The organism is Marichromatium sp. AB32 (assembly GCF_003718675.1).
Taxonomy (GTDB): domain Bacteria; phylum Pseudomonadota; class Gammaproteobacteria; order Chromatiales; family Chromatiaceae; genus Marichromatium; species Marichromatium gracile.
Genome location: NZ_RHFJ01000033.1, coordinates 12,761 through 34,840, shown reverse-complemented (window position 1 = coordinate 34,840; position 22,080 = coordinate 12,761). Strand labels below are relative to the sequence as shown.

General features: G+C 66.9%; 22 protein-coding genes. 4 read left to right on the top strand and 18 right to left on the bottom strand.

The features are described 5' to 3' along the window. Positions 1 to 17: 17 nt before the first annotated feature. The 3 genes from glnE (at position 18) to EBL85_RS11090 (ending at position 4,423) form a co-directional block, all read left to right on the top strand. Positions 18 to 2,876, top strand: a complete 2,859-nt coding sequence (gene glnE, locus EBL85_RS11100; protein WP_369964135.1) for a bifunctional [glutamate--ammonia ligase]-adenylyl-L-tyrosine phosphorylase/[glutamate--ammonia-ligase] adenylyltransferase — start codon at positions 18 to 20, stop codon at positions 2,874 to 2,876. 366 nt (positions 2,877 to 3,242) lie between these two features. Continuing rightward, positions 3,243 to 4,166: a branched-chain amino acid transaminase gene (locus EBL85_RS11095; RefSeq protein WP_123139286.1), complete on the top strand. Its 924-nt coding sequence runs from the start codon at positions 3,243 to 3,245 to the stop codon at positions 4,164 to 4,166. 59 nt (positions 4,167 to 4,225) lie between these two features. Then, positions 4,226 to 4,423: a zinc-finger domain-containing protein gene (locus EBL85_RS11090; protein WP_062277069.1), complete on the top strand. Its 198-nt coding sequence runs from the start codon at positions 4,226 to 4,228 to the stop codon at positions 4,421 to 4,423. A gap of 42 nt (positions 4,424 to 4,465) precedes the next feature. Here EBL85_RS11090 and EBL85_RS11085 read toward each other — a convergent pair whose 3' ends face one another. From EBL85_RS11085 to EBL85_RS11000, 18 genes are all read right to left on the bottom strand, one after another. Next, on the bottom strand, positions 4,466 to 5,434 hold the full coding sequence (locus tag EBL85_RS11085) for an MBL fold metallo-hydrolase (protein ID WP_123142938.1): 969 nt from the start codon (positions 5,432 to 5,434) through the stop codon (positions 4,466 to 4,468). A 272-nt stretch (positions 5,435 to 5,706) separates the two neighbouring features. Continuing rightward, the gene (locus EBL85_RS11080) at positions 5,707 to 6,075 is read right to left on the bottom strand and encodes a response regulator (RefSeq protein ID WP_062275779.1); all 369 of its coding nucleotides are present in this window, start codon (positions 6,073 to 6,075) and stop codon (positions 5,707 to 5,709) included. Further along, on the bottom strand, positions 6,072 to 7,148 hold the full coding sequence (locus EBL85_RS11075) for a sensor histidine kinase (protein WP_123139288.1): 1,077 nt from the start codon (positions 7,146 to 7,148) through the stop codon (positions 6,072 to 6,074). Before EBL85_RS11075 ends, EBL85_RS11080 begins: the two co-directional genes overlap by 4 nt. Beyond that, the gene (locus tag EBL85_RS11070) at positions 7,141 to 7,740 is read right to left on the bottom strand and encodes a SpoIIE family protein phosphatase (RefSeq protein WP_123139289.1); all 600 of its coding nucleotides are present in this window, start codon (positions 7,738 to 7,740) and stop codon (positions 7,141 to 7,143) included. Before EBL85_RS11070 ends, EBL85_RS11075 begins: the two co-directional genes overlap by 8 nt. Then, positions 7,731 to 8,174, bottom strand: a complete 444-nt coding sequence (locus EBL85_RS11065) for an anti-sigma regulatory factor (RefSeq protein WP_200189437.1) — start codon at positions 8,172 to 8,174, stop codon at positions 7,731 to 7,733. The genes EBL85_RS11070 and EBL85_RS11065 overlap by 10 nt, the downstream gene beginning before the upstream one ends. A 28-nt stretch (positions 8,175 to 8,202) precedes the next feature. Beyond that, entirely contained in the window at positions 8,203 to 8,613 is a 411-nt protein-coding gene (locus EBL85_RS11060; protein ID WP_123142937.1) for an anti-sigma regulatory factor, read from the bottom strand. Continuing rightward, positions 8,606 to 8,998, bottom strand: a complete 393-nt coding sequence (locus EBL85_RS11055) for an STAS domain-containing protein (RefSeq protein ID WP_062275770.1) — start codon at positions 8,996 to 8,998, stop codon at positions 8,606 to 8,608. Before EBL85_RS11055 ends, EBL85_RS11060 begins: the two co-directional genes overlap by 8 nt. Continuing rightward, a complete protein-coding gene (locus EBL85_RS11050) occupies positions 8,995 to 9,852 on the bottom strand; it encodes an STAS domain-containing protein (RefSeq protein WP_123142936.1) in 858 nt (285 codons plus the stop codon). Before EBL85_RS11050 ends, EBL85_RS11055 begins: the two co-directional genes overlap by 4 nt. A gap of 84 nt (positions 9,853 to 9,936) precedes the next feature. After that, positions 9,937 to 11,196, bottom strand: a complete 1,260-nt coding sequence (locus tag EBL85_RS11045) for a methyl-accepting chemotaxis protein (RefSeq protein WP_123139293.1) — start codon at positions 11,194 to 11,196, stop codon at positions 9,937 to 9,939. Between the two features lie 12 nt (positions 11,197 to 11,208). After that, the gene (locus tag EBL85_RS11040; protein WP_123142935.1) at positions 11,209 to 11,583 is read right to left on the bottom strand and encodes a response regulator; all 375 of its coding nucleotides are present in this window, start codon (positions 11,581 to 11,583) and stop codon (positions 11,209 to 11,211) included. A gap of 13 nt (positions 11,584 to 11,596) precedes the next feature. Next, complete coding sequence (locus tag EBL85_RS11035; protein WP_062275762.1) at positions 11,597 to 11,833, bottom strand: hypothetical protein; 237 nt, start codon at positions 11,831 to 11,833, stop codon at positions 11,597 to 11,599. After that, positions 11,833 to 14,208 carry a chemotaxis protein CheA gene (locus EBL85_RS11030; protein WP_123142934.1) on the bottom strand — a complete coding sequence of 792 codons (2,376 nt, stop codon included), beginning with the start codon at positions 14,206 to 14,208 and terminating at the stop codon, positions 11,833 to 11,835. Before EBL85_RS11030 ends, EBL85_RS11035 begins: the two co-directional genes overlap by 1 nt. Then, entirely contained in the window at positions 14,205 to 14,594 is a 390-nt protein-coding gene (locus EBL85_RS11025) for a response regulator (RefSeq protein WP_123139295.1), read from the bottom strand. The genes EBL85_RS11030 and EBL85_RS11025 overlap by 4 nt, the downstream gene beginning before the upstream one ends. After that, positions 14,591 to 15,421: a protein-glutamate O-methyltransferase CheR gene (locus EBL85_RS11020; RefSeq protein WP_223806122.1), complete on the bottom strand. Its 831-nt coding sequence runs from the start codon at positions 15,419 to 15,421 to the stop codon at positions 14,591 to 14,593. The genes EBL85_RS11025 and EBL85_RS11020 overlap by 4 nt, the downstream gene beginning before the upstream one ends. Positions 15,422 to 15,442: 21 nt before the next feature. Beyond that, positions 15,443 to 16,066, bottom strand: coding sequence for a HEAT repeat domain-containing protein (locus EBL85_RS11015; RefSeq protein WP_123139297.1), 624 nt, complete (start codon positions 16,064 to 16,066; stop codon positions 15,443 to 15,445). Positions 16,067 to 16,192: 126 nt separating this feature from the next. Beyond that, positions 16,193 to 17,272: a chemotaxis-specific protein-glutamate methyltransferase CheB gene (gene cheB / locus EBL85_RS11010; RefSeq protein ID WP_123139298.1), complete on the bottom strand. Its 1,080-nt coding sequence runs from the start codon at positions 17,270 to 17,272 to the stop codon at positions 16,193 to 16,195. A gap of 36 nt (positions 17,273 to 17,308) precedes the next feature. Continuing rightward, positions 17,309 to 18,883: a chemotaxis protein CheW gene (locus EBL85_RS11005; protein WP_123142933.1), complete on the bottom strand. Its 1,575-nt coding sequence runs from the start codon at positions 18,881 to 18,883 to the stop codon at positions 17,309 to 17,311. A 29-nt stretch (positions 18,884 to 18,912) separates the two neighbouring features. Then, positions 18,913 to 20,829 (bottom strand): methyl-accepting chemotaxis protein, encoded by a 1,917-nt coding sequence (locus tag EBL85_RS11000; RefSeq protein ID WP_123139300.1) that lies wholly within the window; start codon positions 20,827 to 20,829, stop codon positions 18,913 to 18,915. Between the two features lie 457 nt (positions 20,830 to 21,286). Here EBL85_RS11000 and EBL85_RS10995 point away from each other — a divergent pair, with 457 nt between their 5' ends. Continuing rightward, positions 21,287 to 22,072 carry a DUF2189 domain-containing protein gene (locus EBL85_RS10995; protein ID WP_123142932.1) on the top strand — a complete coding sequence of 262 codons (786 nt, stop codon included), beginning with the start codon at positions 21,287 to 21,289 and terminating at the stop codon, positions 22,070 to 22,072. The last annotated feature ends 8 nt before the right edge of the window (positions 22,073 to 22,080 follow it).

Sequence of the window (22,080 nt, the reverse complement as noted above, 5' to 3'; positions counted from 1 at the left end):
CGCCGATGAACGAACCGATGAGCACCGAACCCGTCACCGAGAGTCACTGGCAGGACTGGCTGGCCTGGGCCGCCGAGACGGGTGTCGAGGTGCCCGATACCCCCGTCTTCGCGCGCGCCCGCGCCGCGGTGTGGGACGGCAGCGAGTTCGTCGCGCTGGAGGTACAGCGTCACCCCGAGATGTTCGCCGAACTGCTGGCCAGCGGCGATCTCTTCCGCGCCTATGGCCCGGGGGATCTCGATCGCGCGCTGACCCGGGCGCTCGCCGAGGTCGACGACGAGCAGGCGCTGGCGCGCGCGCTGCGGCTGTTCCGGCGCCGCGAGCAGGTGCGCATCGTGTGGCGTGATCTCAGCGGCGAGGGCGCGCTCGAGGAGGTGCTCGAGGACCTCTCGGAACTGGCCGACTGCTGTATCCGTCAGGCGCTCGGCAAGCTCCAGGACTGGACCCGCGCCGAACTCGGCGTGCCCTGCGATGCCGAGGGGCGCGCCCTGGAGATGGTGGTGCTGGCGATGGGCAAGCTCGGTGCGCGCGAGCTCAATCTCAGCTCCGACATCGATCTCATCTTCGCCTTCCCCGAGCGCGGCGAGGTGCGCGACGGGCCGCGCGCGCTCAGCAACGAGCAGTTCTTCACCCGGCTCGGTCAGCGTCTGGTGCAGGCGCTCGGCCAGCAGACGGTCGACGGCTTCGTGTTCCGCGTCGACACCCGGCTGCGTCCCTTCGGTGAGTCGGGTCCGCTGGCGATGTGCTTCGATGCCATGGAGGACTACTACCAGTCGCAGGCACGCGAGTGGGAGCGTTACGCGATGATCAAGGCCCGCGCGGTGTGCGGTGACGCCGAGGACATCGCCCAGCTCGAGGCGATGCTGCGGCCCTTCGTCTACCGGCGCTATCTCGATTTCGGCGCGATCGAGTCGCTGCGCGAACTCAAGCGGCTGATCGCCAAGGAGCTGTATCGGCGCGGCATGGACGCCAACATCAAGCTCGGTCCCGGCGGCATCCGCGAGATCGAGTTCATCGGTCAGGCCTTCCAGCTGGTGCGCGGCGGGCGCGATGCGGAGTTGCAGATCCGTCCGATCCGCGAGGTGCTGGCGCTGTTGGGTGAGCGCGAGCTGCTGCCGCCCGAGGCGGTGCGCGAACTCGATGACGCCTATTGTTTCCTGCGCCGGGTCGAGAACCGGCTGCAGGCCTGGCGCGATCGCCAGACCCACACCCTGCCCGAGGACGAGGCGGCGCGCGAGCGGATGGCGCGCGCGATGGGCTTCGCCGACTGGGCGAGCTTCGCTCCGGTGCTTGCCGCGCACCGCGAACGGGTGCAGCACCACTTCGACGAGGTGTTCGCGCCGCCGAGCGGCGAGGACGAGCCGGCCGACCGCGAGCACGAGGATGAGCTGGCGGCGCTGTGGCGTGGAGAGTACGAGCGCGAGCAGGCGCTTGCGCTGCTCGCCGAGTCCGGCTTCGCCAGCCCCGAGTCGGCGCTGGTGCACATCGATGCCTTTCGCGACACCATCGAGCGCAAGGTGAGCCGCCGCGGCAGCGAGCGTCTGGCGCAGCTGATGCCGCTGGCGCTGCCGATCGTCGCCGCCAGCGAACACGCCGATCTCGCCCTCGAACGGGTGCTGCGCCTGCTCGAGGCGGTGGCGCGGCGTACCTCCTATCTGGCGATGCTGGTCGAGCACCCCTGCATCCTCTCGCAGCTGGCGCGACTGGCGGGGATGAGTCCCTGGTTCACCGACCGGCTGTCGCGACAGCCGCTGCTGCTCGACGAGATGATCGACCCGCGCCGGCTCTATGACCCGCTGCGCCGCGAGGGACTCGACGAGGAACTCGACGTGTTGCTCGGTCCGGTCGACCCCGAGGACCTCGAGCAGCAGATGGAGCGGCTGCGTCAGTTCGCCCAGGGCAACATGCTGCGGGTGGCTGCGGCCGATCTCACCGGGGTGATCCCGCTGATGGTGGTCAGCGATTATCTCACCGAGATCGCCGAGGCCACGGTGACGCGGGTGCTCGAGCTGACCCTGACGCACCTGCAGGCGCGTCATGGTCGTCCCACCGCGATCCCCGGCGAGGGTTCGGGGTTCCTGGTGCTCGGCTACGGCAAGCTCGGCGGCATCGAGCTCGGCTACGGCTCCGACCTCGATCTGGTCTTCGTCCATGCCAGCGACTCGATGACGGCGATGACCGACGGCGAGCGCGAGATCAGCAACGAGCAGTTCTACGCCCGTCTCGGTCAGCGGATGATCCACATGCTGACCACCCGCACCCCCTCGGGAACGCTCTACGAGGTCGACATGCGGCTGCGCCCGGACGGCGGCAAGGGGATGCTGGTGCGCTCGATCGGCGCCTTTGCCGCCTATCAGGACAAGGACGCCTGGACCTGGGAGCATCAGGCGCTGGTGCGCGCCCGTCCGGTCGCCGGCGACCCCGAGCTGGCACGTCGCTTCGCCGAGGTGCGCCGCGAGATCCTCTGTCGTCGCCGCGATCCCGAGCAGCTGCGTCGCGACGTGCGCGAGATGCGCGCCAAGATGCGCGCCAACCTCGATCGCAGCGGCGACGGGCGCTTTGATCTCAAGCAAGGTCCTGGTGGTATTGCCGATATCGAGTTTATGGTTCAATACGCTGTACTGCGCTGGGCTGCCGATCACCCGGAGCTCGCCGACTGGACCGACAACGTCCGCCTGCTCGATACCCTGGCACGCATCGACCTGCTGCCGGGAGACACCGCTGAGAACCTCGCCGAGGCCTACAAGGTCTTACGTGCCGCCTATCATCGCAGCGCCCTGCAGGAACAGCCCAAGACCATCGCCGACGACCAGTTGCTGGCCGAGCGCGCGCGGGTCCGGGCGCTGTGGTGCGAGCTGATGGAGGAGTGCGGCTAGCGGCTGCCCACGCATTCCAGACCCCTCCCACCGTGACCCCGGCGCGACCGGATGGCGGGCGGGTGTCTGTGTCCGGTCCCGATGTGGGCCGGGGATCGGCCGGCGTCTCCGGCGCCGGCCTGTCGAGCGGTCCGTCGCGCCCCGAGCGGGCGGCGGAACCGATCGTTTCGGGCGCGCCTCGGTTCCGTCGCCGGGCGCAGGACCGACAGACGCGCCAGTCAATGGGGTGTCGAGACGACCCGGCCTGGCCGGGTATCGCCGCGCACATGTTATCTGGGGTCCGCCTTGCGCGGACCGATCGGGGCCCCCGGGCCCTCATTATGGTGACCGGACCCGAGCCTGGGCCCGGGAGATACGGAGCAGAATATGACGACGATGGCGGACCGCGACGGTCTGATCTGGCTGGATGGTGAGATGGTGCCCTGGCGCGAGGCCCAGACCCACGTACTGACCCATACCCTGCACTACGGCATGGGGGTCTTCGAGGGCGTTCGCGCCTATCAGACCGATCGGGGCGCGGCCATCTTCCGGCTCCAGGAACATACCGACCGGCTGTTCAACTCGGCGCACATCCTCGGCATGGACATGCCCTGGGATCGTGACACCCTCAACGCGGCGCAGTGCGCGGTGGTGCGCGAGAACGGTCTCGACTCGGCCTATCTGCGCCCGATGTGCTTCTACGGCCCGGAGGGCATGGGCCTGCGCGCCGACAACCTCAAGGTGCACTGCGTGGTCGCCGCCTGGTCCTGGGGTTCCTACCTGGGCGAGGAGAACATGCGCAACGGCATCCGCGTGAAGTTCTCCTCCTTCACCCGCCATCACGTCAACATCACCATGTGCCGCGCCAAGGCCAACGGCAACTACATGAACTCGATGCTGGCGCTGCAGGAGGCGCAGCGCGACGGCTATGACGAGGCGCTGCTGCTCGACGCCTCGGGCTATGTGATGGAAGGCAGCGGCGAGAACGTCTTCATCGTCCGCGACGGCGTGCTCTACACCCCGGACCTGACCTCGGCGCTCGACGGCATCACCCGTCGCACCGTGATCGCCCTGGCCAAGGAATTCGGCATCGAGGTGGTGGAGAAGCGCATCACCCGCGATGAGGTCTATATCGCCGACGAGGCCTTCTTCACCGGCACCGCCGCCGAGGTCACCCCGATCCGCGAGGTCGACGGCCGGGCGATCGGTGCCGGCACCCGCGGACCGATCACCGAGCGGCTGCAGTCGGCCTATTTCGACCTGGTCCACGGTCGCGACGCGGCCCGCGCCGAGTGGCTGACCCTGGTCTGAGTGCGACTCGCGCCGTGTCCGTCGAGGGCACGGCGCCCACGATCACGGAGGTTCGATCCATGGCCAATCCCGCTACCCGTCAACCCCAGCAAGAGGCGCCGATCGCGGTCACGCGCGCGGAACTGCCGCTCGCCTGTCCGCGACCGGAGACCCCGGTATGGGACCTCCATCCGCGGGTCTATCTGCCGATCGCCGATGCCCCGGACGGTCGCGTCACCTGCCCCTACTGCGGCGCCAGCTATCAGCTCGTCGATTGATCCCGCGCCCCGCCCGCAACCCTGCGGCGGGGCGCCTTGGGGTCAACGCGCGGCCCGCTTCTCGCGCCGCTTCAGCCACACCTCCAGTCCCTGGGCATTGAGCCCGATATCGACCGCGAGCAGCTCGCGCAGCCGGGGCTCGTCGAGGGCGACGCCGTGCGCGCGCGCGCCGCTGATCAGCCAGTCGGCGACCGCCCGGGTCAGGCGCTCGCCGCGCTGCGGGTCATCGCGTCCCTCCTCGGCCAGCGCCAGATCGGCCAGCGCGCGGATGCTCTCGCGCAGCATCCCGACCAGCTCGGCGGGGCGATCGACACGACCATAGTGGGTCAGGTACATCGCCTTGGGTTCGAGCGCCATCAGCTGGTCGAGGGTCTCGAACCAGGACTCGGGGTCGAAGGCGACCGGGGTGGTCGGCGCAAACAGCCAGGGGCCGGCCTCGGTGTCGAGTTCGCGGTAGGAGATGCCGAAGGTATCGCCGGTGAAGATCCCCCGGGTGAGCGAGTCGAGGATGCAGCCGTGGTGGTTGGCGTGTCCCGGGGTGTCGAGGAAGGTCAGGGTGCGCGCGCCGAGCTGGAAGGTCTGGCCGTGCTCGGCGGCGATCACGCGTGACTCGGGCACCGGGCGCAGGGTGCCGTAGTCGCTGGCGAAGCCCTCCTCGCCGTAGACTGCGGTGGCGCCGGCGATCAGCCGCTCGGGGTCGATCAGGTGAGGGGCGCCGCGCGGGTGCACCACCAGCCGCGCCTCGGGACAGGCGGCCATCAGCGAGCCGCTGCCGCCGGCATGATCGAGATGGACGTGGGTGGGGATGACATAGTCGACGTCTGCCGGGGTCTGCCCCAGCTCGGCGATGACCTCGAGCAGCGCCGGCACGGTGTGATCGGTGCCGGTGTCGATGAAGGCGAGACGATCGTTCGAGCGGACCAGATAGCAGGCGGCCAGTCCGTGGCGATAGAGGCCGGTCTCGATGCAGTAGACATCCTCGGCGACCTGTTGGAAGGGGGCGTGCGACATGGGCTCTCCGTTCCTTATCCTGACAAGGGTTCAGCCGCCCGAGTCTAACGGCTTCGTCGGTTGGCAGCCACCAGCGACCAGTCGTCAGTCGTTTGAACCGCAAAGCCGCAAAGAACGCGATGGTGAGTTGTGCTGTGGTGTCCTCTTGCCGTTTGACCTCACGACCTGTGCGTGTCCGTTATCGATTGAGCACTGACGACAGGCCGCTTTCGAGATCCTTGGCGCGCTTTGTGACTTTGCGGTTCAACGTCCTGGCCGCCTTGCGCCGGGGCTCATTGCAGGGCCTCGGTGATGGCGCTCCTGAGTTGTTCGCGGGTGAAGGGCTTGGGTAGCGTCGCCCGCACGCCCATGAGTTCGGCCGACTCCAGGTTGAACTCCAGGCTGATGGCGCGCCGTCCCCCGGAGATGGCGATGACCGGTATGGTGTTGCCTCGCCTGTTCTGCTCCATGATGAGTTCGATGCCATCCATTTCCGGCATCAGGATGTCGGTGATGATGAGCTGCGGACGATCGTGCTCGATGTGCTCGAGTGCCTCTTTGCCGTTGCTGACGGCGCTGACCTCGTAGCCCTCGCGACGCACCATCTCCACGAGCATGGTGCGAAAGAGGTCGTCGTCGTCGACGATCAGGATCTTGGTCATGGCGCTTCTCCTGTGGCGGTGGGCGGCGCGGTGGTATCGGGGTGGGAAAGGCGAGGTAGATCGATGAGAAAGCGGGTGCCGCTGCCGAGGGTGCTCTCGACCTCGATCGTTCCCTGTAGCTTGGTGACCAGTCCGTGCACGACCGATAGCCCCAGTCCGCTGCCCTTGCCGGGTGCCTTGGTGGTGAAGAAGGGGTCGAAGACCCGCTCCAGGGTCTCGCCGTTCATGCCCTCACCATCGTCCTCGACCCTGAGTCTGATCATTGCGCCGGCCGCGGTGGCGATGGGCTGGATGGTGACCTGGATATTGCCCGGTCGGTCGCCGATGGCGTCGGCGGCATTGATGCAAAGATTCATCACGATCTGCTGCAGCTGGCTCGGCTCGGCCAGGACCCAGGCGTCCCGGTCGGGCGGCGCGAATGCGAGCTGGATGGTCGCCGGTAGCGAGACACGCAGTAGCTTGAGCGTTTCCTCGGTCAGTGAGACCAGTTCGACGGCGCTCGGGGTGTCGGCCATCGCCCGTGCGAAGGTGAGCATGCGGGCGATCAGGTCGCGCGCGCGGAAACTTGCCTGCTGGATGTGTGCAAGGTGATGGCGGCCTGCCGAGTCGGCGGGGAGTTCGTCACCGAGCAACTCGCTGAAGCCGAGGATGGCCCCGAGGATGTTGTTGAAATCGTGGGCGATACCGGCGGCCAGGGTGCCGATCGCCTCCAGACGACGCGATTGCTCGAGACGGGCGTTCACGATGGCCTCGGCGCGGCGTTCGAGCTGCTCGCGCAAAGCGAGGCTGTAGGCCATGTAGGCCTCCATCAGCGGCGCCGTGATCTGCCCGGCGACCTGGCTCAATGGCAGGTCGGGATGGTGGCGGGCGAGGTGGATGAGTGCCTCGTGATGGAGTTCTCCGACCTCCTCGAGTGGTACGGCGCGAGCGATCAGGGTGCGCCCGAGATCGGCCGCCTCGGCCAGCGCCGCCTCCGAGACCAGTGGGTCCTCGGCAAAGACGGCACGGCGTAACAACTCGGTGTAGCGCTGACCGAGTTCCCCGGTGTGTTGTGGTGCTCTGGGTTCAGGCATGGCGATAGATGAGGATGCCGGCATCGTCGTGCCCGTCGGCCCAGCGCTCGATGAGCTGCTCGGCGAGACGGTCCGAGACCGTGGCATCGTCGAGGCCGCTGAGGACCTCGGCGCTCTCCTGGATCCCGTCGGTGAACAGGGTCAGCCAGTCGCCGGCGGTGATGGTGAACGACTCGGCGCGCAGATCCCTGTAGCCCGCGCCGACGATGCCTCGGGAGCTGCTCAGGCGTCTGATGAGGCCGCTGCGGGCGATGACGCTGCGGATGTTGCCGACGGCGGCATGGCGGAGTCGGTCGAGCTGGGGGTGGATGTCGACGATGGCGAGCGCGGCGCCGCGCGTGTCCCGCAGGGCCTGATCGCAGGCGAGGAAGATCTCCTCGAGGTGATGCTCGGGCATGGCCGCGACCTGGGCGATGGCCGCGCTGGCCGCGATCTCGGCCTCGTGTCCGTGGCCCAGGCCGTCGGCAAGCGCCAGGCGCAGCCGATCGGGTCGTGTCCACCAGCCGAGTTGATCGCCACAGTGCAGCTCGTCCGGGTGTGAACGCAGCGCCTGACCGACGGACGGCTGGAGGGGCGGAGGGTTCAGCGCCATTTGACCGCCCTGACCCGGGTACCGTGGCCCGGCACGGAGTCGATGTCGCAAAGATCCATCAGCCGCTCGACACCCGGCAGGCCGCAGCCGAGACCGCCGGCGGTGCTGTAGCCATCGGTCAGCGCAAGCCTGAGGTCGTCGATGCCCGGTCCGTGGTCCTCGGCCAGCAGCTCGATCCCGGCGCGCATGCCGGGGAGCGGGGCGACCTGTAGTTGGCCGCCGCCGGCATGGATCAGGAGGTTGGTCGCCAGCTCGGACGCGGCGGTGGCGAGTGAGTAGGCCGCGCTGCGGCTGAATGCCATGTGCTCGGCCAGGGCACGGACCACGCGGCAGACGGCCGCGACATCGGATTCGGTATCGATGCGCATGCTGGTGGCGACGATGCCGGGGCCGGGGTGCGCGGGCGCTGGAGGAGTGGGTCGGTCTTGATGCATGTCACCGCCTGGAGTCATGGTGAGGTGATCACAACGGCTTCTGCAGGGCGATGGTGATCCGGGTGAGCCCCGGTGCCGATTCGATGCCGAAGTCGTCGACCAGACGTCGTGTGCCGGGCAGGCCGGCACCGAGTCCGCCACTGGTGCTATAGCCGTCGGTGAGCGCCAGGGTGATGTCGGGGATCCCCGGGCCGTGGTCCTCGACCAGGACGCGGATGCGCCGGTATCCGGCGTCCGAGGTGTCGCTGATCTGGCAACTGCCCGCGCGGGCGTACTGGATGACGTTGCGGGTCAGCTCGGAGACGGCGGTGGCGAGCCGTGTCTGATCGGCCTTGCCGAAGCCGAGACGCTCGCACAGGGTCCGGGCGGCACGCCGTGCGGTGACGATATCCGTCGGCGTGCGGATCGGGATGAATTCGCTGGCAAAGGCCTCAGTCATCCTCGTCCTCGTCGATGTGAATGTCGCCACGTGTAGCGATACGACGGTTGAGGATCTCCAGACCCTGTTCGAGGTTGAACGCGCAGTTGGCGCCGAGCAGGTCGCGTCCCATCTCGATCAGCGTCATCGCCACGAACGGCTGAACGCCGCAGATCACCACCTCGGCGCCGAGGAGTCCGACCATGCAGGCGGTGTCGTTGATGACGCGCGCCATGTAGGAATCGACCACGTCCAGTGCGGTGATGTCGATCGCCACGCCGAGCGCCTCGATCTCGGCCACGCGTTCGACCAGGTCCGACTGGAACTGCATGGCGTCGTTGTCGGTCAGGTCGTCCTGAATGGAGACCAGCAGGATGCGTCCCAGTCGCAGGATCGGGATCTTCATGGGTGTCGATCCTCGATCGGGCCGATGCGCAGTCCGATCAGCTGCAGCGCCTCGGCGATGCCCGCGCGCAGCGTGGCGCGGCTGAGCACGTCGTCGAAGCGGATGCCGAGCTTGGTGAGGGTCTGCGCACCCTCCGGGCTGATGCCGGTCATGACGATGCGGGTGCCGAGCAGGCGCGCGGCGTCGATCGTCTTCATCAGGTGCTGGGCGACGCTGGTGTCGAGGATCGGCACGCCGGTGAGGTCGATGATGGTGACCCGTGCCTCGTGATGGGCGATCGCCTCCAGCAGTCGCTCGGTGACCTGGCGGGCGCGGATGGTGTCGATGACCCCGACCAGCGGCAGCAGCAGGATGCGGTTCCACAGTCGCAGCACCGGGGTCGAGAGCTCCAGTAGCGACAGGCTCTGTTGGGTGATGATCTGTTCGCGGACCTCGACGAAGGCGTCGAAGGTGCTGAGCGTCAGTCCATCGAAGATGCGGTCGAGCCACAGCAAGCCGTCGACCTCCGGGGGCGTGCCGGAGGTGATCGAGCGGGCCGTGATCAGCCGCTTGAGCGCGAGTAGCATCGCGATCGTCTCGTTGGCGCTGCCGCCGTGGCGTGCCTGGTCGCTGACGAGCTGACGTAGATGATCCGTCAGTGGGTCCGTGGCGCCGAGGGTGAAGTCCTCGGAGGGTGATTGCTCAAGGGTATCGAGGATGCCGTCGAAGATGGTGCGCAGGTGATGTCCTGGGGGCGTTGGCGCTGTGCTGGTGAGCGAGGATGACGAGGGCAGCATTGCCCTGATTTGTTCCAACCAGGCCGTGAATAGCGTGTTGCGTTGGTCTTGTAAGAGGTGTCCGAGTGCGTTCGTCATGGTATCCGGGGCGTTTTGTCGGCGGCGCTATCTCGGCCTGGCAGTGTCGCGCGCGGGTTGGTTCTCTGGCGCCAGGGCCGGTTGCTAGAAGAGTTCTATCCGTGGCTCGCTCGGGTCCTCTGTCACGTGACTGGTCTGCGAGCGTGCATGGCTCGACTCGTTGCGCAGATACTCGTCGAACACCGCCCTGAGCTGGCTCGGCAGTTGTCTGGAATCGTCATCGGCGCCCACCAGGACACTGGCGCGGTGGTTGAGGGTGGTGCGGATGCGCTCCAGTCGTTGACCGGTGACGTCCTGGTATTGCAACAGCCCGAGGATGTCCGAGATCTGGTCGGCCAGGCTGGTGTTGTGATGGGTGATGACCGAGAACAGCACCTTGTAGAACTGGCGCATGTCCTCGTAGTTGTCGCGGAGACGATGGATCGATTCCACTGCCCGGCTCGCCTGCGCCAGCTGTTCCTCGGAGCCCTCGAGCAGGGTGAACTGGAGGTTTTTCTCGACGTTCTGGAGCGCGCGGTTGAGCCCGTCCTCGATGGTGTCGGCCGTTTCGGTGGCGTGGTCGGCCAGCGACTGTACCTCGCCGGCGACGACGGCGAAGCCGCGTCCGGCCTCGCCCGCCCGCGCCGCCTCGATGGCGGCGTTGAGCGCGAGGAGTCGCGTTTTCTTGCTGATCTGCTTGATCGAGCTGGTCAGTCCGCCGAGCTGGCGGATGTCGTTGAGGACCTTCTCGATGGCCTCCATGTCCGCCTGGATGCGCGTGGGTAGTTGTTGTACCAGGAGGGCGATCTCGGTGATGTCCTCGAGCCTGCCGGAGATGTCCTCTTCCATCGACTTGGCATTGCCCGTGGACTTCTTCAGATAGTCCAGCAGATGGGCCGCGTCGGCATTGAGCTTGGTGGTGCGCTCGATGACGTCGAGCGTGGAGGCCTCGGTCTCGGCGACCGTCTCGCCGAGCTGCTGCTCGATGGCCTGGTCCTGCTCGACCGTGAGCGCGCGCGCCTCCTTGTCCCCCTGTATCCGTTGCTGGCCCTGGCGAAACTCCTCGATCACCCGGTCCCAGGTCTGGCACAGGGCGCTGTTGACGCGGAAGCTGAAGCGAAAGAACACCAGTCCGGCGATGAAGTTGGTGCCGAGCACGGCGCCACCGAAGATCAGGGCATGGATGAGCGCGGCGTTGGAGCCGGCCGTTTGCAGCCCGAGGTTCAACCAGTCGTGCGTCAGGTACACCAGGATGGTGATGGCGAGGCTGCCGAGCAGGTTGATCCAGCCCATGGTGCGCCGCAACATGCGGGCCTGCGCCAGATTCGCATCGATCACCACTTGGTGTTGGTTGGTGATGGGCATCGTCTGAGGTCCTCAGGTCCCCGGCAGTACCTGTTTGATGACCTTGATCAGATCGGCCCCACCCACGGGCTTGACCAGCCAGCCGGTCGCGCCGAGCTTCTTGGCCTCGTCGCGCTTGGCCTGTTGGCTCTCGGTGGTGAGCGCAAGGATGGGGGTGAAGCGCATGCCGGGCAGGGCTCGCGCGTTGCGGATGAAGTCGATGCCGCCCATGTTGGGCATGTTGATGTCGGTGAGGATGAGGTCCGGCTTGATCCCGGACTTGAGCTTGGAGATCGCCTGGACGCCGTCGCCCGCGGTCTCCACGGTGAAGCCGGCGATCTCCAGGCTGGCCTTGAGGCTCATCACCATGGTTGCCGAATCGTCTACAACCAGTATCGTCTTGGACATGCTCTTGAACTCCTCATGGGGTCAGGGCCGCCTTGATCCACGCGGCCAGCGGCGCATGGCGTGGCCAGGCCGAGATCCTCGGCCGCGCGGCCATCAGGACCTGGAGGTTGGCGGCGTGCAGATGGGTGCAGGCGGATAGGTTGATCCGGCCACGTGGGTGTTTGATCAGCCAGTCGAGCAGGATCTCGGCGTCCTCGACCGTCATCTGTTCACTGACGACCGCGGTCACCTTCTTGAATTCGAGCGCCATCAGAGCAACTCCCTCGGGTTGAGCACCAGCAGCACCGAGCCGTCACCGAGCAGCGCGGAGCCGGCGTAGCCGCCCAGCCCGGCCAGGACCCCGCCGAGTGGCTTGAGGATGATGTCGACCGTTTCCCGACAGTCGTCGACGATGATGCCGAGATGGTCCGCGCCGATGCGGACCACCAGCACGGCGAACTCGTCGTCGTCGTTGGGCACCTGCTCGATGGTGAGCGCCAGCAGGTCGTTGAGCGTGACCAGTGGTACCAGGCGTCCGCGCAGCACCGTGGTGAGGCGGCGCTTGATGGTGCGGATGTCGTTGCGCCCGACCCTGACGGTCTCTGCGACCCTGTCCATCGGCACGCCGAAGCGCTGCCCGGCCGACTCGATGATCATGACGTTGGTCACCGCCATCGAGAGCGGCAGCGAGAGTCGCAGCCGGGTGCCCTGGCCGAGCTGGCTGTGGAGCTCGACGGCGCCGTTGACGCAGGCGATGGCGTTGCGCACGACGTCCATGCCGACGCCCCGCCCGGACAGGTCCGAGACCTGCTCGGCGGTGGAGAAGCCCGCCGCGAACACCAGATTGATCGCCTCCTGGTCGGTCAGTCGTTCCAGCTCGGGCTCGCCGATGAGACCGCGCTCGTATGCCTTGCGCCGAATCCGATCCGGGTCGATGCCGCGGCCGTCGTCGCTGATCTCGATCACCACCCGGTCGGACTCCTGGCGGGCGGAGATGGTCAGCCGTCCTTCAGTCGGCTTGCCGGCGGCGCTGCGCTCGGCGGGGGACTCGAGTCCGTGGTCGAGACTGTTGCGGACGATGTGCACCAGCGGGTCGGCCAGGGCCTCGATGATGTTCTTGTCGGCCTCGGTCGACTCGCCCTCCATCACCAGCCGAACCTCCTTGCCGAGCTTGCGGGCAGTGTCGCGGACCAGGCGGGGGAAGCGTTGCAGCACGAAGGAGACGGGCATCATGCGAATCTGCATGATGGCGTCCTGCATCTCCTCGGCGATGCGGTTGATGATCCCGTACTGTGCCTTGATCTCGCGGGCCAGCTCGCGTGTTCCGAACACCTCTTCGGCGCGGTTGGCGAGATAGGGCAGGGCGTTCTTGGTGACCACCATCTCGCCGATCAGGTTCATCAGTCGGTCGACCTTGGCCTGATCGACCTTGAGGGTGTGGCCGGCCAGCCGGTCCTCGGCACGTCGTCCGAACTTGATCGGCTCCTGCGGTTCTTGCGCCTCCGGGGGAGGGGCGATGTCCTCGGCGGGGGCACCGGGCGGGGAGGTCGCGGTCGGGAGCTGGGTGTCGCCGCGACGCTGCTGCTCGTCGAGCCAATTCAGCAGAGGCTGTGAGGAGTGTGAGGCGTCGGCCGAGTGCAGTGCCTGCTCCAGTGCGTCGCGCTCCACCACCTGGCCGATGCTGGCGAAGGCCGCCTCCAGGGTGGTGGCGACGGCACGCAGTCGACCGCTCAGCCACGGCGGGTTGTCGGTCAGTCCGAGGATCTCGCGCTGTGCCTCCAGCACGACGTTGAAGGACCAGGTGGTCTCGGCATCGGGCGGTGGCTCGGATGAGGACGCGGAGGTCGGCGCTGGCGGTTGCAGCGGGATGATCCGTACCTGTTCGGGGATGTAGCGGAAGTGTTCGTGCAGCGCCTCGGCCGGGGTGTTCAGGATCGCCTCGAAGCGCAGGATGCAGCGATAGGCGTCGAGCTCGGCCAGGGGCGGCCAGTCCTCGCGGCTGCTCACCCGGCGCCAGCAGGGTTCGCCGAGCTGCAGGATCTGGTGGAAGGGGTCCTCGCCCTTGAAGAAGCACTCCTCCTCGGGCTCGTAGGTCAGCCAGCACAGTGGTTCGCCGGCCTCGAGGCGCTGGGTCAGCTCCTGCTGGATCCTGCTCGGGAGCGCCTCGAGCGGCATCGCCGCGGGCGCAGGGGAAGGCGCTGGCGTGGCCGCCGGCTCGGTCTCGGCGGCGGTTGGTGTCGTGGCCTGGGCAGCGGCGAGCAGGCCCCGCAGCGCGTTGGCGAGTTCGAGTGCGTCGTTGGCGTGTCGCGCGGTATTCGGTGGCGCCGCCTCGGCACTGTCGCCGATCTCGTCGATCAGGGCGAGCACGAAGTCCATCGCCTCGAGCAGTCTGTCGGCCACCGGACGGTCGAAGGGGCGCCTGCCATCGCGTACCGCGTCCATCAGGTCCTCGGCGGCATGCAGGACGCGGGTCATCTCCGGCAGGTCGAACAGTCCGCTGTTGCCCTTGAGGGTGTGGACCAGGCGGAAGAGCTCGCCCATCAGGGCGCTGTCGTCGGGGGTGTCCTCGAGCTGGAGCAGGCGTTCACCGATGGTCTGGAGGATGTCTCGTCCCTCGGTGATGAATTGATCGAGCAGTGGGTTCATGACGGCGCTCCCCGGCCGTTCGGTGTCATACCGAGCAGGGTCAATACGTGTGAGGCGAGCCGTTCGGGTCTGACCGGCTTGACGATATAGAGGTTGGCGCCGGACAGGAAGGCGAGCTTCTGGTCGTTGGCGCCGGCCTCGGTCGAGACCATGATCGCCGGGGCCTGCGGCATGTCCTTGCCGCGCAGCTCGCGCAGGAAGCCGTAGCCGTCGAGCTTGGGCATGTTGATATCGACCAGATAGAGGTCGAAGTCGCCCTCGGCCACCCGTTCCAATGCCTCGAGGCCGTTGACCGCCTCGGTCACCTCGAAGCCCAGCTCTTCCAGGATGCTGCGGTGATAGAGCCGCACCGTCGCGGCGTCATCGATGACCAGGATCCGCTTCATCGGGCCTCCCAGGGTTTCTGATAGACGATGGCCTCGGGGAACTTGCGTACCCGGAACAGCGATGAGATCCGACTCATCGATTCGGAGTGACCGAGACAGACGAAGCCGCCCGGATTGAGTGCGTCGTAGAAGGATTCCGCGGTCTGCTTGCGCGACAGATCGTCGAAATAGATCAGCAGGTTGCGACAGAAGATGATGTCGAAGTGACGGTGTCTGCGCATGTCCGCGGCGTCGCTGACGTTCACCCGGGTGAAGTCGACCGCCTCGCGCAGCTCCTGGTCGATCAGGTAGTGATCCCTGTCGCGCCTGAAGTACTTGGCCAGCAGCGACGGTGGCAGGTTCTGTATCGAGCGGTGGGTATAACGACCGCGCCTGGCCTGCGCGAGGATCTCGGTGTCGATGTCGGAGGAGACGATCTCGATGTCCCAGTCGTCCAGCCGCGGCCAGTGTTCGAGCAGATAGATGGCGATGCCATAGGGCTCCTCGCCCGACGAGGAGGGCACCGACCAGATCCGCAGCGCACGTTTTTGCCTCGTGTGCGTGACGATCTCCTCCAGCATCGAGTCGACCAGACAGCGGAACTGGTACTCCTCGCGGAAGAAGTAGGTCTCGTTGACCGTCATCGCGTTGATCAGCGTCTGCAGTTCCTCGCCGGAGGCCTGGAAGCGCACCATGGTGAAGTAGGCGCGAAAGCTCTCCGAGTCGGTGGCATCCATCCGTTCGAGCAGACGCTTGTCGACGAAGTAACGCTTGCTGTCCTCGAACAGCATGCCGGTCTTGCGGTAGAAGAACTCCCGGAACTTGCGGAAATCTTCGTCGCTGATCATGCGCGCCTGTGTCATCCGGGGTCAGCCTTGTGCAATGCGTTTCAGCGCCAGATCGGCGGCGAACTGGATATAGGGTTCGTCGACGAAACGGGCCTTGAGCGCGTGCAGGGTCGGCACCGCGCGCTCGGAGCCGACCTCACCGAGCAGGTCGACCGCGGTGGCGCAGACGTTGACGTGCGGATCCTCGGCGATGACCCGGATGAGCCATTCCTCGACGCGGGGGTGGCGCAGCGATTCGAGCACGTCGACGGCGAAGATGCGCACGTCCGGGTCGTGATCCTTCAGCAGCTGCTCCATGACCGGGGCGACCTCGTCGGGGAGCTGCTTCATCGCCTCGATGGCGGCGTTGCGCAGCATGGCGTCCTCGCTGCGCAGACACTCGGTGAGGCCGGCGACCGCGATCTCGTCGCCGAGTCGGGTCAGTGTCGTCAGGATCACCTGGCTGACGCTCGGCTCGGTCTCGATTCCGAGCCGCTCGACCAGGGCGCGTGACGCGTCCGGGTGATCGGCCAGGTCGCGTGCCGCCCAGCGGCGTGCGAGCGGATCGGCCGCCTCGAGTGCGCTCAGCAGCCCTGGGAGATCGCGCGCCAGGCGGCGCTCGTCATCGCTGGATGGCGCTGCCGGAGCAGGTTTCTTGAGTGCCATGCCATCGTGCTCCTCGGTTGGTCTGGGGGGCGTGTCCGAGGTGGGTGCCGGGGCTCCGACCTCCCGTCGTCACGCGATGTCGCTCGCGGGGGTGGTGTCGTGACGGCGCCGATGATCGTCATCGGCTCAGCGCTCCACCCAGATCTGCAGCTGGTCGGCGATGCGCTCGACCGGCAACACCAGGCTCGCGCCACCGCGCGAGATGAGTTCGGCCGGCATGCCGAATACCACTGCGCTCTCTTCCGATTCGGCGATGGTGCGGGCGCCGCGCTGCTTGAGCTCGGTGAATGCCTGGGCGCCGTCGTGTCCCATGCCGGTCAGCATCACCGCGATGACCCGGGTCGGGTCGCAGTGCTCGAGCATCGAGCGCCCCAGCAGTTCGACCGACGGGTGCCAGAGCTTGGTCGGGTCCTCGGGGCGTGCCAGCGCCGTCAATCTGCCGCCGCGTCGTGCCAGGATCATGTCGGCGCCGCCCTTGCCGATATAGATGTTGCCGGCGGCGACCGCGGTGGGGCGATTGACCTCGGAGACGGCGAGCTGGCAGAGCAGGTTCATGCGTTCGGCGAAGGGGAGGGTGAAGCTTGGCGGCATGTGCTGCGCCACCAGGACCGGCCAGGGAAAGTCGGCGGGGAGTCGGGGGAGGATGTCCTCGAGGGTGCGTGGACCGCCGGTCGAGACCCCGATCACCACGACACCGCTGCCGCTGGCCGGTGTGTCGTCGGGCGCAGCCCTGGTCGGTTCGGTTCGGGGACGTTGCGGGCGTGACGGGGTGTCGCCACGGATACGTGCGGCCAGCCCGCGGGCGGTACGGATGCGTGCGCGTGCCGCCGCGCGCACCTTGGCGACGATCTCGGACTCGATCTCGACCATCGACAGCGAGATGGTGCCGCCGGGCTTGGGGATATAGTCCACGGCGCCGAGGTTGAGTGCCTCGAAGGTGGCGATGGCCCCCTTCTCGGTCAGCGAGGAGACCATCACCACCGGTACCGGTCGCTCGGCCATCAGCAGCGACAGTGCGGTCAGGCCGTCCATCTCCGGCATGTTGATGTCGAGTGTGACGACATCCGGGGCGAAGTCGATGTTCTCGGCGACCGCCTCTTGACCGTTGCGGGCGACGCGGATCTCGAAATCGCCCTCGGCCAGGAAGAGTGCCTTGAGTTGGCGGCGCATCAGCGCCGAGTCGTCGACAATCAACAGCTTGATCACGTGAGCTCCTGGTCGATGGGCCTGTGCCGCGACGTCCTAGGCGGACGTTTCGGCTAGCTCTTCCAGCTCGGCGCGTTGCTCCTTGGCGATCAGCTGGGAGGGTTCTATCAGTTGGATCATACGCTTCTGACCCTCCAGATTGGCCACCCGCGCGATCAATCTGGCCTGCTCGCTGGAGAGCTGTGGCGCTGGCTCGATCGCCGTCCTCGGGATCTTGAGCACCTCGGCCACGGAGTCGACGATGAAGCCGGTACGTACGCCATCGAGCAGGAACACCATGATGCGCTGTCGGTCGTTACGTGCCACCGTCGCCAGACCGAAGCGGCGGCGCTGGTCAATCACCGGCAGTACCGAGCCGCGCAGGTTGATGACTCCTTCGACGAAGTCTGGCGCCTTGGGGACGTGGGTGAGTTCGTCGGGGAGACGGACGATCTCCTGTATGCTTTCGATGGGGACGCCGAACTCCTCCTTGTCGAGCCGGAACACCACCATCTGTTCCTCATCGTCGTCCTGCTCGTCGTCCTCGATGTCGTCACCGCTCCGGTTGTCGTAGTCGATGTCTTCCACGCTGCTCAAGGCCTCCCGGATCGATGAGTGACGAAAGAGTCTGTCTGTCGAGATGATGGAGACCAGACGCTGCCCTTCATCGAGCCGGCAGATCTGTTCGATGTCCGACAGGTCATCATGCTGCGCCAGCAGTTTGGGCATGGCGTCGACCGCCGACCAGGGGACGCGCAGCACCTCGTTGACGCTGTCCATCGCCAGGCCCACGGCGCACTCGCCGAGCTGCACCACCAGGATGCGGCTGTGTTCGTCGGCGGTGCGTGGCGGCAGACCGAACAGACAACGCAGAGAGACCAGGGGCAGCAAGCGGTTGCGCAGTGTCATCAGCCCGATCACGTGAGGCTCGGTGCGCGGGATCTGTACCGCCTGTTCGGGGAACTGGACGATCTCCTGCACGTTCTCGATCGGGATGGCGTATTCCTGTTCGGCGACCTCGAAGCTGACCAGCTGGAGTTCGTCTGCGTCCTCTTCCTCCTCCTCCTCGACATCCCTCGTCTCGGCCAGCGCCGCGGCGCCATGCCGCGCCAGGGTGGTGATCGCGCTGAACTCTTTTTCGATCAGGCGCTTGAAGTCAAGTTCCATCACCATGGGGAAGCCGCCGACATCCTTGATCAGTCCGCAGAGCAGGTCGGTCTTGACCGTTGCCGCCAGCGATCCAACCTCCTCGATACACGAGGGCTCGACCCCGACCACACTGCTGACGCGATCGACAATGAACCCCAGTGGCTGACCGAGATCGATCACCAGAGCGCGGGTGGCGTCGTCATCGTCGCGCTCCTCGAGGCCGAACAGACGGCGCAGGTTGATGATGGGCAAGACCTTGCCGCGCAGATTAGCCAGGCCCTCCAGGGTGGGGGGCGCGAGCGGTACCCGAACCACCTCGGGCACCCGGATGATCTCCTGCACCGGCGCCATGTCGACGGCGAAGACCTCGCTGCCACACACGAAGATGACGAACTGACGCAGGTCGTGCTCCTGCCCCTCTGTGGCCACATCCTCGCCGCTCGGCGCGGCGGGGGGTGACGATTTGACCAGGTCTTGGGTCATGACTGTCTCCCGCGTAACCGCGATGGGCCTCAAGCGCTCTGCAGCTCGTCGGCCAGCGAGGCGATCTCCTCGATGGCTGCCGCCAGCTCCTCCGCCCCCTGTGATTGCTGGCGTGCCGCGGCCGCAGCCTCGGTCGAGGCCTTCTCGGCCTCCTGGGCTGCCGATGCGATCTGATCGACTCCGACCTTGACCTGTGCGATGGCGGCGGAGATCTCGCTGGCCGCGGCCTCGATCTCCGTCGATGAGCGGCTGACCTCGGCGATATCGGTCTCGATGGTCTCCAGTCCCGTGGTGATCGACTTGGCCTTTTCCGCCTCGCTGATCGCCGCCGAGATGATCTCCTCCAGGTCGCGTCCGACGACACCGATCTGGTCCTGCACCGCCTTCACCAGGTCCTTGATGCGATCGGCGTTCTCCGCCGAATCGTGAGCGAGGTTGCGGATGTCGGTGGCGACGACCACGAACCCCTTGCCGAACTCCCCGGCGCGCGCGGCCTCGATCGAGCCGTTGACCGCCAGCATGTTGGTCTGGATGGAGACGGTGGTGATGGCGTCGACGATCTTGTCGATGCGTCGCGAGACCAGTTCCAGGTCCTTGATCTGACGCAGGCTCAGGCGCGATGACTCGACCGAGTCCGCGACGCCGGCGATGAGCGCGTCGATGCTGCTCTTGTTATTGGTCAGCAACTCGCTGATGGCGCCGACCCTCTCGCCGGATGCGCGCGAGCGTTGCAGCGAGTCGTCGACGCCCTTCTCGATCTGAGTGATCGCCGTTGCCGATTCCTCGGTGGCCGAGGCCTGTACCTGGGTGCTCTTACGGATCTGCTCGACGGCGGCCATGATCTGGGTGCCGGAGCGGTTGATCTCCTGTACCGCCGACGAGAGCTGTTCGGCGGCCGAGGCCACCTCCTCGGCGCTCTTGGTGATGTCGGTGGAGTTCTTGAGGTCTTCGGCCAGCTCGGAGAGGTTCTGCGCGGCCTGCTCGCACTCGGCCAGCGCCTGGGTCTGTTCGGCGACGGTCTTGGCCGACTCCTCCGAGGCCGCCGACTGTTCCTCGGCCGCCGCTGCGATCTCCTCGGCGCCCTTCAGTGCCTGACCCGCAGCAGTGTTGGATTGTTGGGCGCTGGCGGCGATCTCCTGGACCGCGCGGGTGATCTCGACTGCGTCGGCGCGAATCTGCTCGAGCTGCGAGTTGACCGCCCGACCGTTCTCGACCTCGCCCTGTACCTTGGTGGCCGAGTCGTTGATGCCGTCGGAGATGACCTTGACCTCGGATTGGATCTGGCCGACCAGATCCTGGATCTGCTTGGCGCTCTTCTCCGATGTCTCGGCGAGCGTGCGGACCTCGTCGGCAACCACGGCGAACCCCTTGCCATGCTTGCCGGCGCGCGCCGCCTCGATGGCGGCGTTGAGTGCGAGCAGGTTGGTCTGGTCGGCGATGCGGGCGACGGCCTTGACGATGTCGCCGATGTTGGCTGCCTGCTGCTCCAGCTCGGCGACCATCCTGACCGACTCGCCCTGGCGTTGGGCGGCCACCCCGACGTTGGTGATCATGCCGGTGACGTCCGCGCTGACCTTGGTGATCAGCGTCTGCGAGGCCTCGACCTTGGTCTGCGACAGACTGGCGTTGTCGAGTTGGCGGTCGAGTGCCGCGCTGACCTGCTTGAAGGCCGCCAATGATTCCTGCGCCGCTCCGGACGCCTCCTCGGCACCGGTGGCGATCTGGTCGGAGGAGCGCTTGAGCTCTTCGGCCGCGGAGGCTGCCTCGTTGATCCCGGACGAGAGCTGGGCGGTCGCCGAGGCGACGCGTTCGGCGGCCTGCTGCTGCTTCGCCAGGGTGCGCGCGCGCCTGCGCTGTGCCTCTGCCTCGCGGGCGGTTGCCGCGTTGGTGCGTGTCTCGCCGGTCGATTGGGGGCGGGGTGTGCTAGGGGTCTTCACGAGTGCCATGACGGTTTCCTGCGCGATGTGACGAGTATGAACAGGTCAACCGGGATGCCGCCTCGTGGATGAGGTGCCGCGCAACGAGGCAATGCCGCCCTTTGGCCTAATGGATCGGGTCTGCTGACTGTGGGTGGTCTGGTGCTGACTGCCTCCGACGCAGTGTGGGCGGTAGCCCCTCAATGGGGTTGGATTCATACTTAGGAGTTTAGGACACTTGTGGCGGATTGGGCGCTTGACGCCCCAGTGGACAAGACCATTGGTGGTTCCGGGGCACACCCCTCGGTCTCGCCCATGCGCTCGCCAATGGCTTGATCGTGCAGGGGATTCGGCCGGCCGCTGAAAGCCCTTCTCTACCCGTCGCGTCCTTTTCGACGTTGCAGTTCAATCCCCTGGCCGCTGGCGTTGCGGTTCGCGCTTCCGCCACCAGCTATCGGGGGTCGATCCAGCGCGGAGGAATGCCCGCATGCAGCCGTCCACCTCGTCCGAGTCCGCCGTTCGTCCGCCGCCCGGGGTCAACCGGGTCGCCCCGGGTCAGCCCTTGCAGTGGCTGCGCGCCGGTTGGCGCGATCTGCGCGCCGCCCCCGGCTACAGCCTGCGCTACGGTGCCGGGATCGTGCTGATCAGCCTGGCGATCACCGTGCCGCTGGCGCTCGGGCGCCTCGCCTTCCTGGTGCCCTTCCTGCTCGCCGCCTTCTATCTGGTCGCGCCGCTGTTGGCCATCGGGCTCTACCAGATGAGCGCGCACCTCGAGGCCGGTGAGTCGCTCGAACGCTGTCAGGCGCTCGAGGCCTTTCGTCGTAACCAGGGGCAGCTGGGCATCGCCACCGGTTTCCTGCTGATGATCCTGCAGCTGTGGATCCTCGCCACCGTGTTCCTGTTCATCATGCTGTTCACCGATCCGTTGCCGAGCTGGGAGCGCTTCGTCGCCGTGGTCTTCCTCTCCGGGGATCATCTCGGGCTGGTGGCGGTGCTGGTCGCGGTGGGGGCGGTGTTCGCGGCCGCGGCCTTCTGTATCGCTGCGGTGACGGTGCCGATGCTGATCGACCGTCCGGTCGATGCCTTCACCGCGGCGCGCACCAGCTTCGCCGCGGTGCGGGTCAACTGGGCGCCGATGCTGCTGTGGGCGGGGTTGATCGTGGTGATCGTCGGGCTCGGGCTGGCGAGTCTGCTGCTCGGGCTGTTCGTCGCCGTACCGCTGCTCGGGCACGCCACCTGGCACGCCTATCGTGACCTGGTGCCGCGCGACTGAGCCGGGTG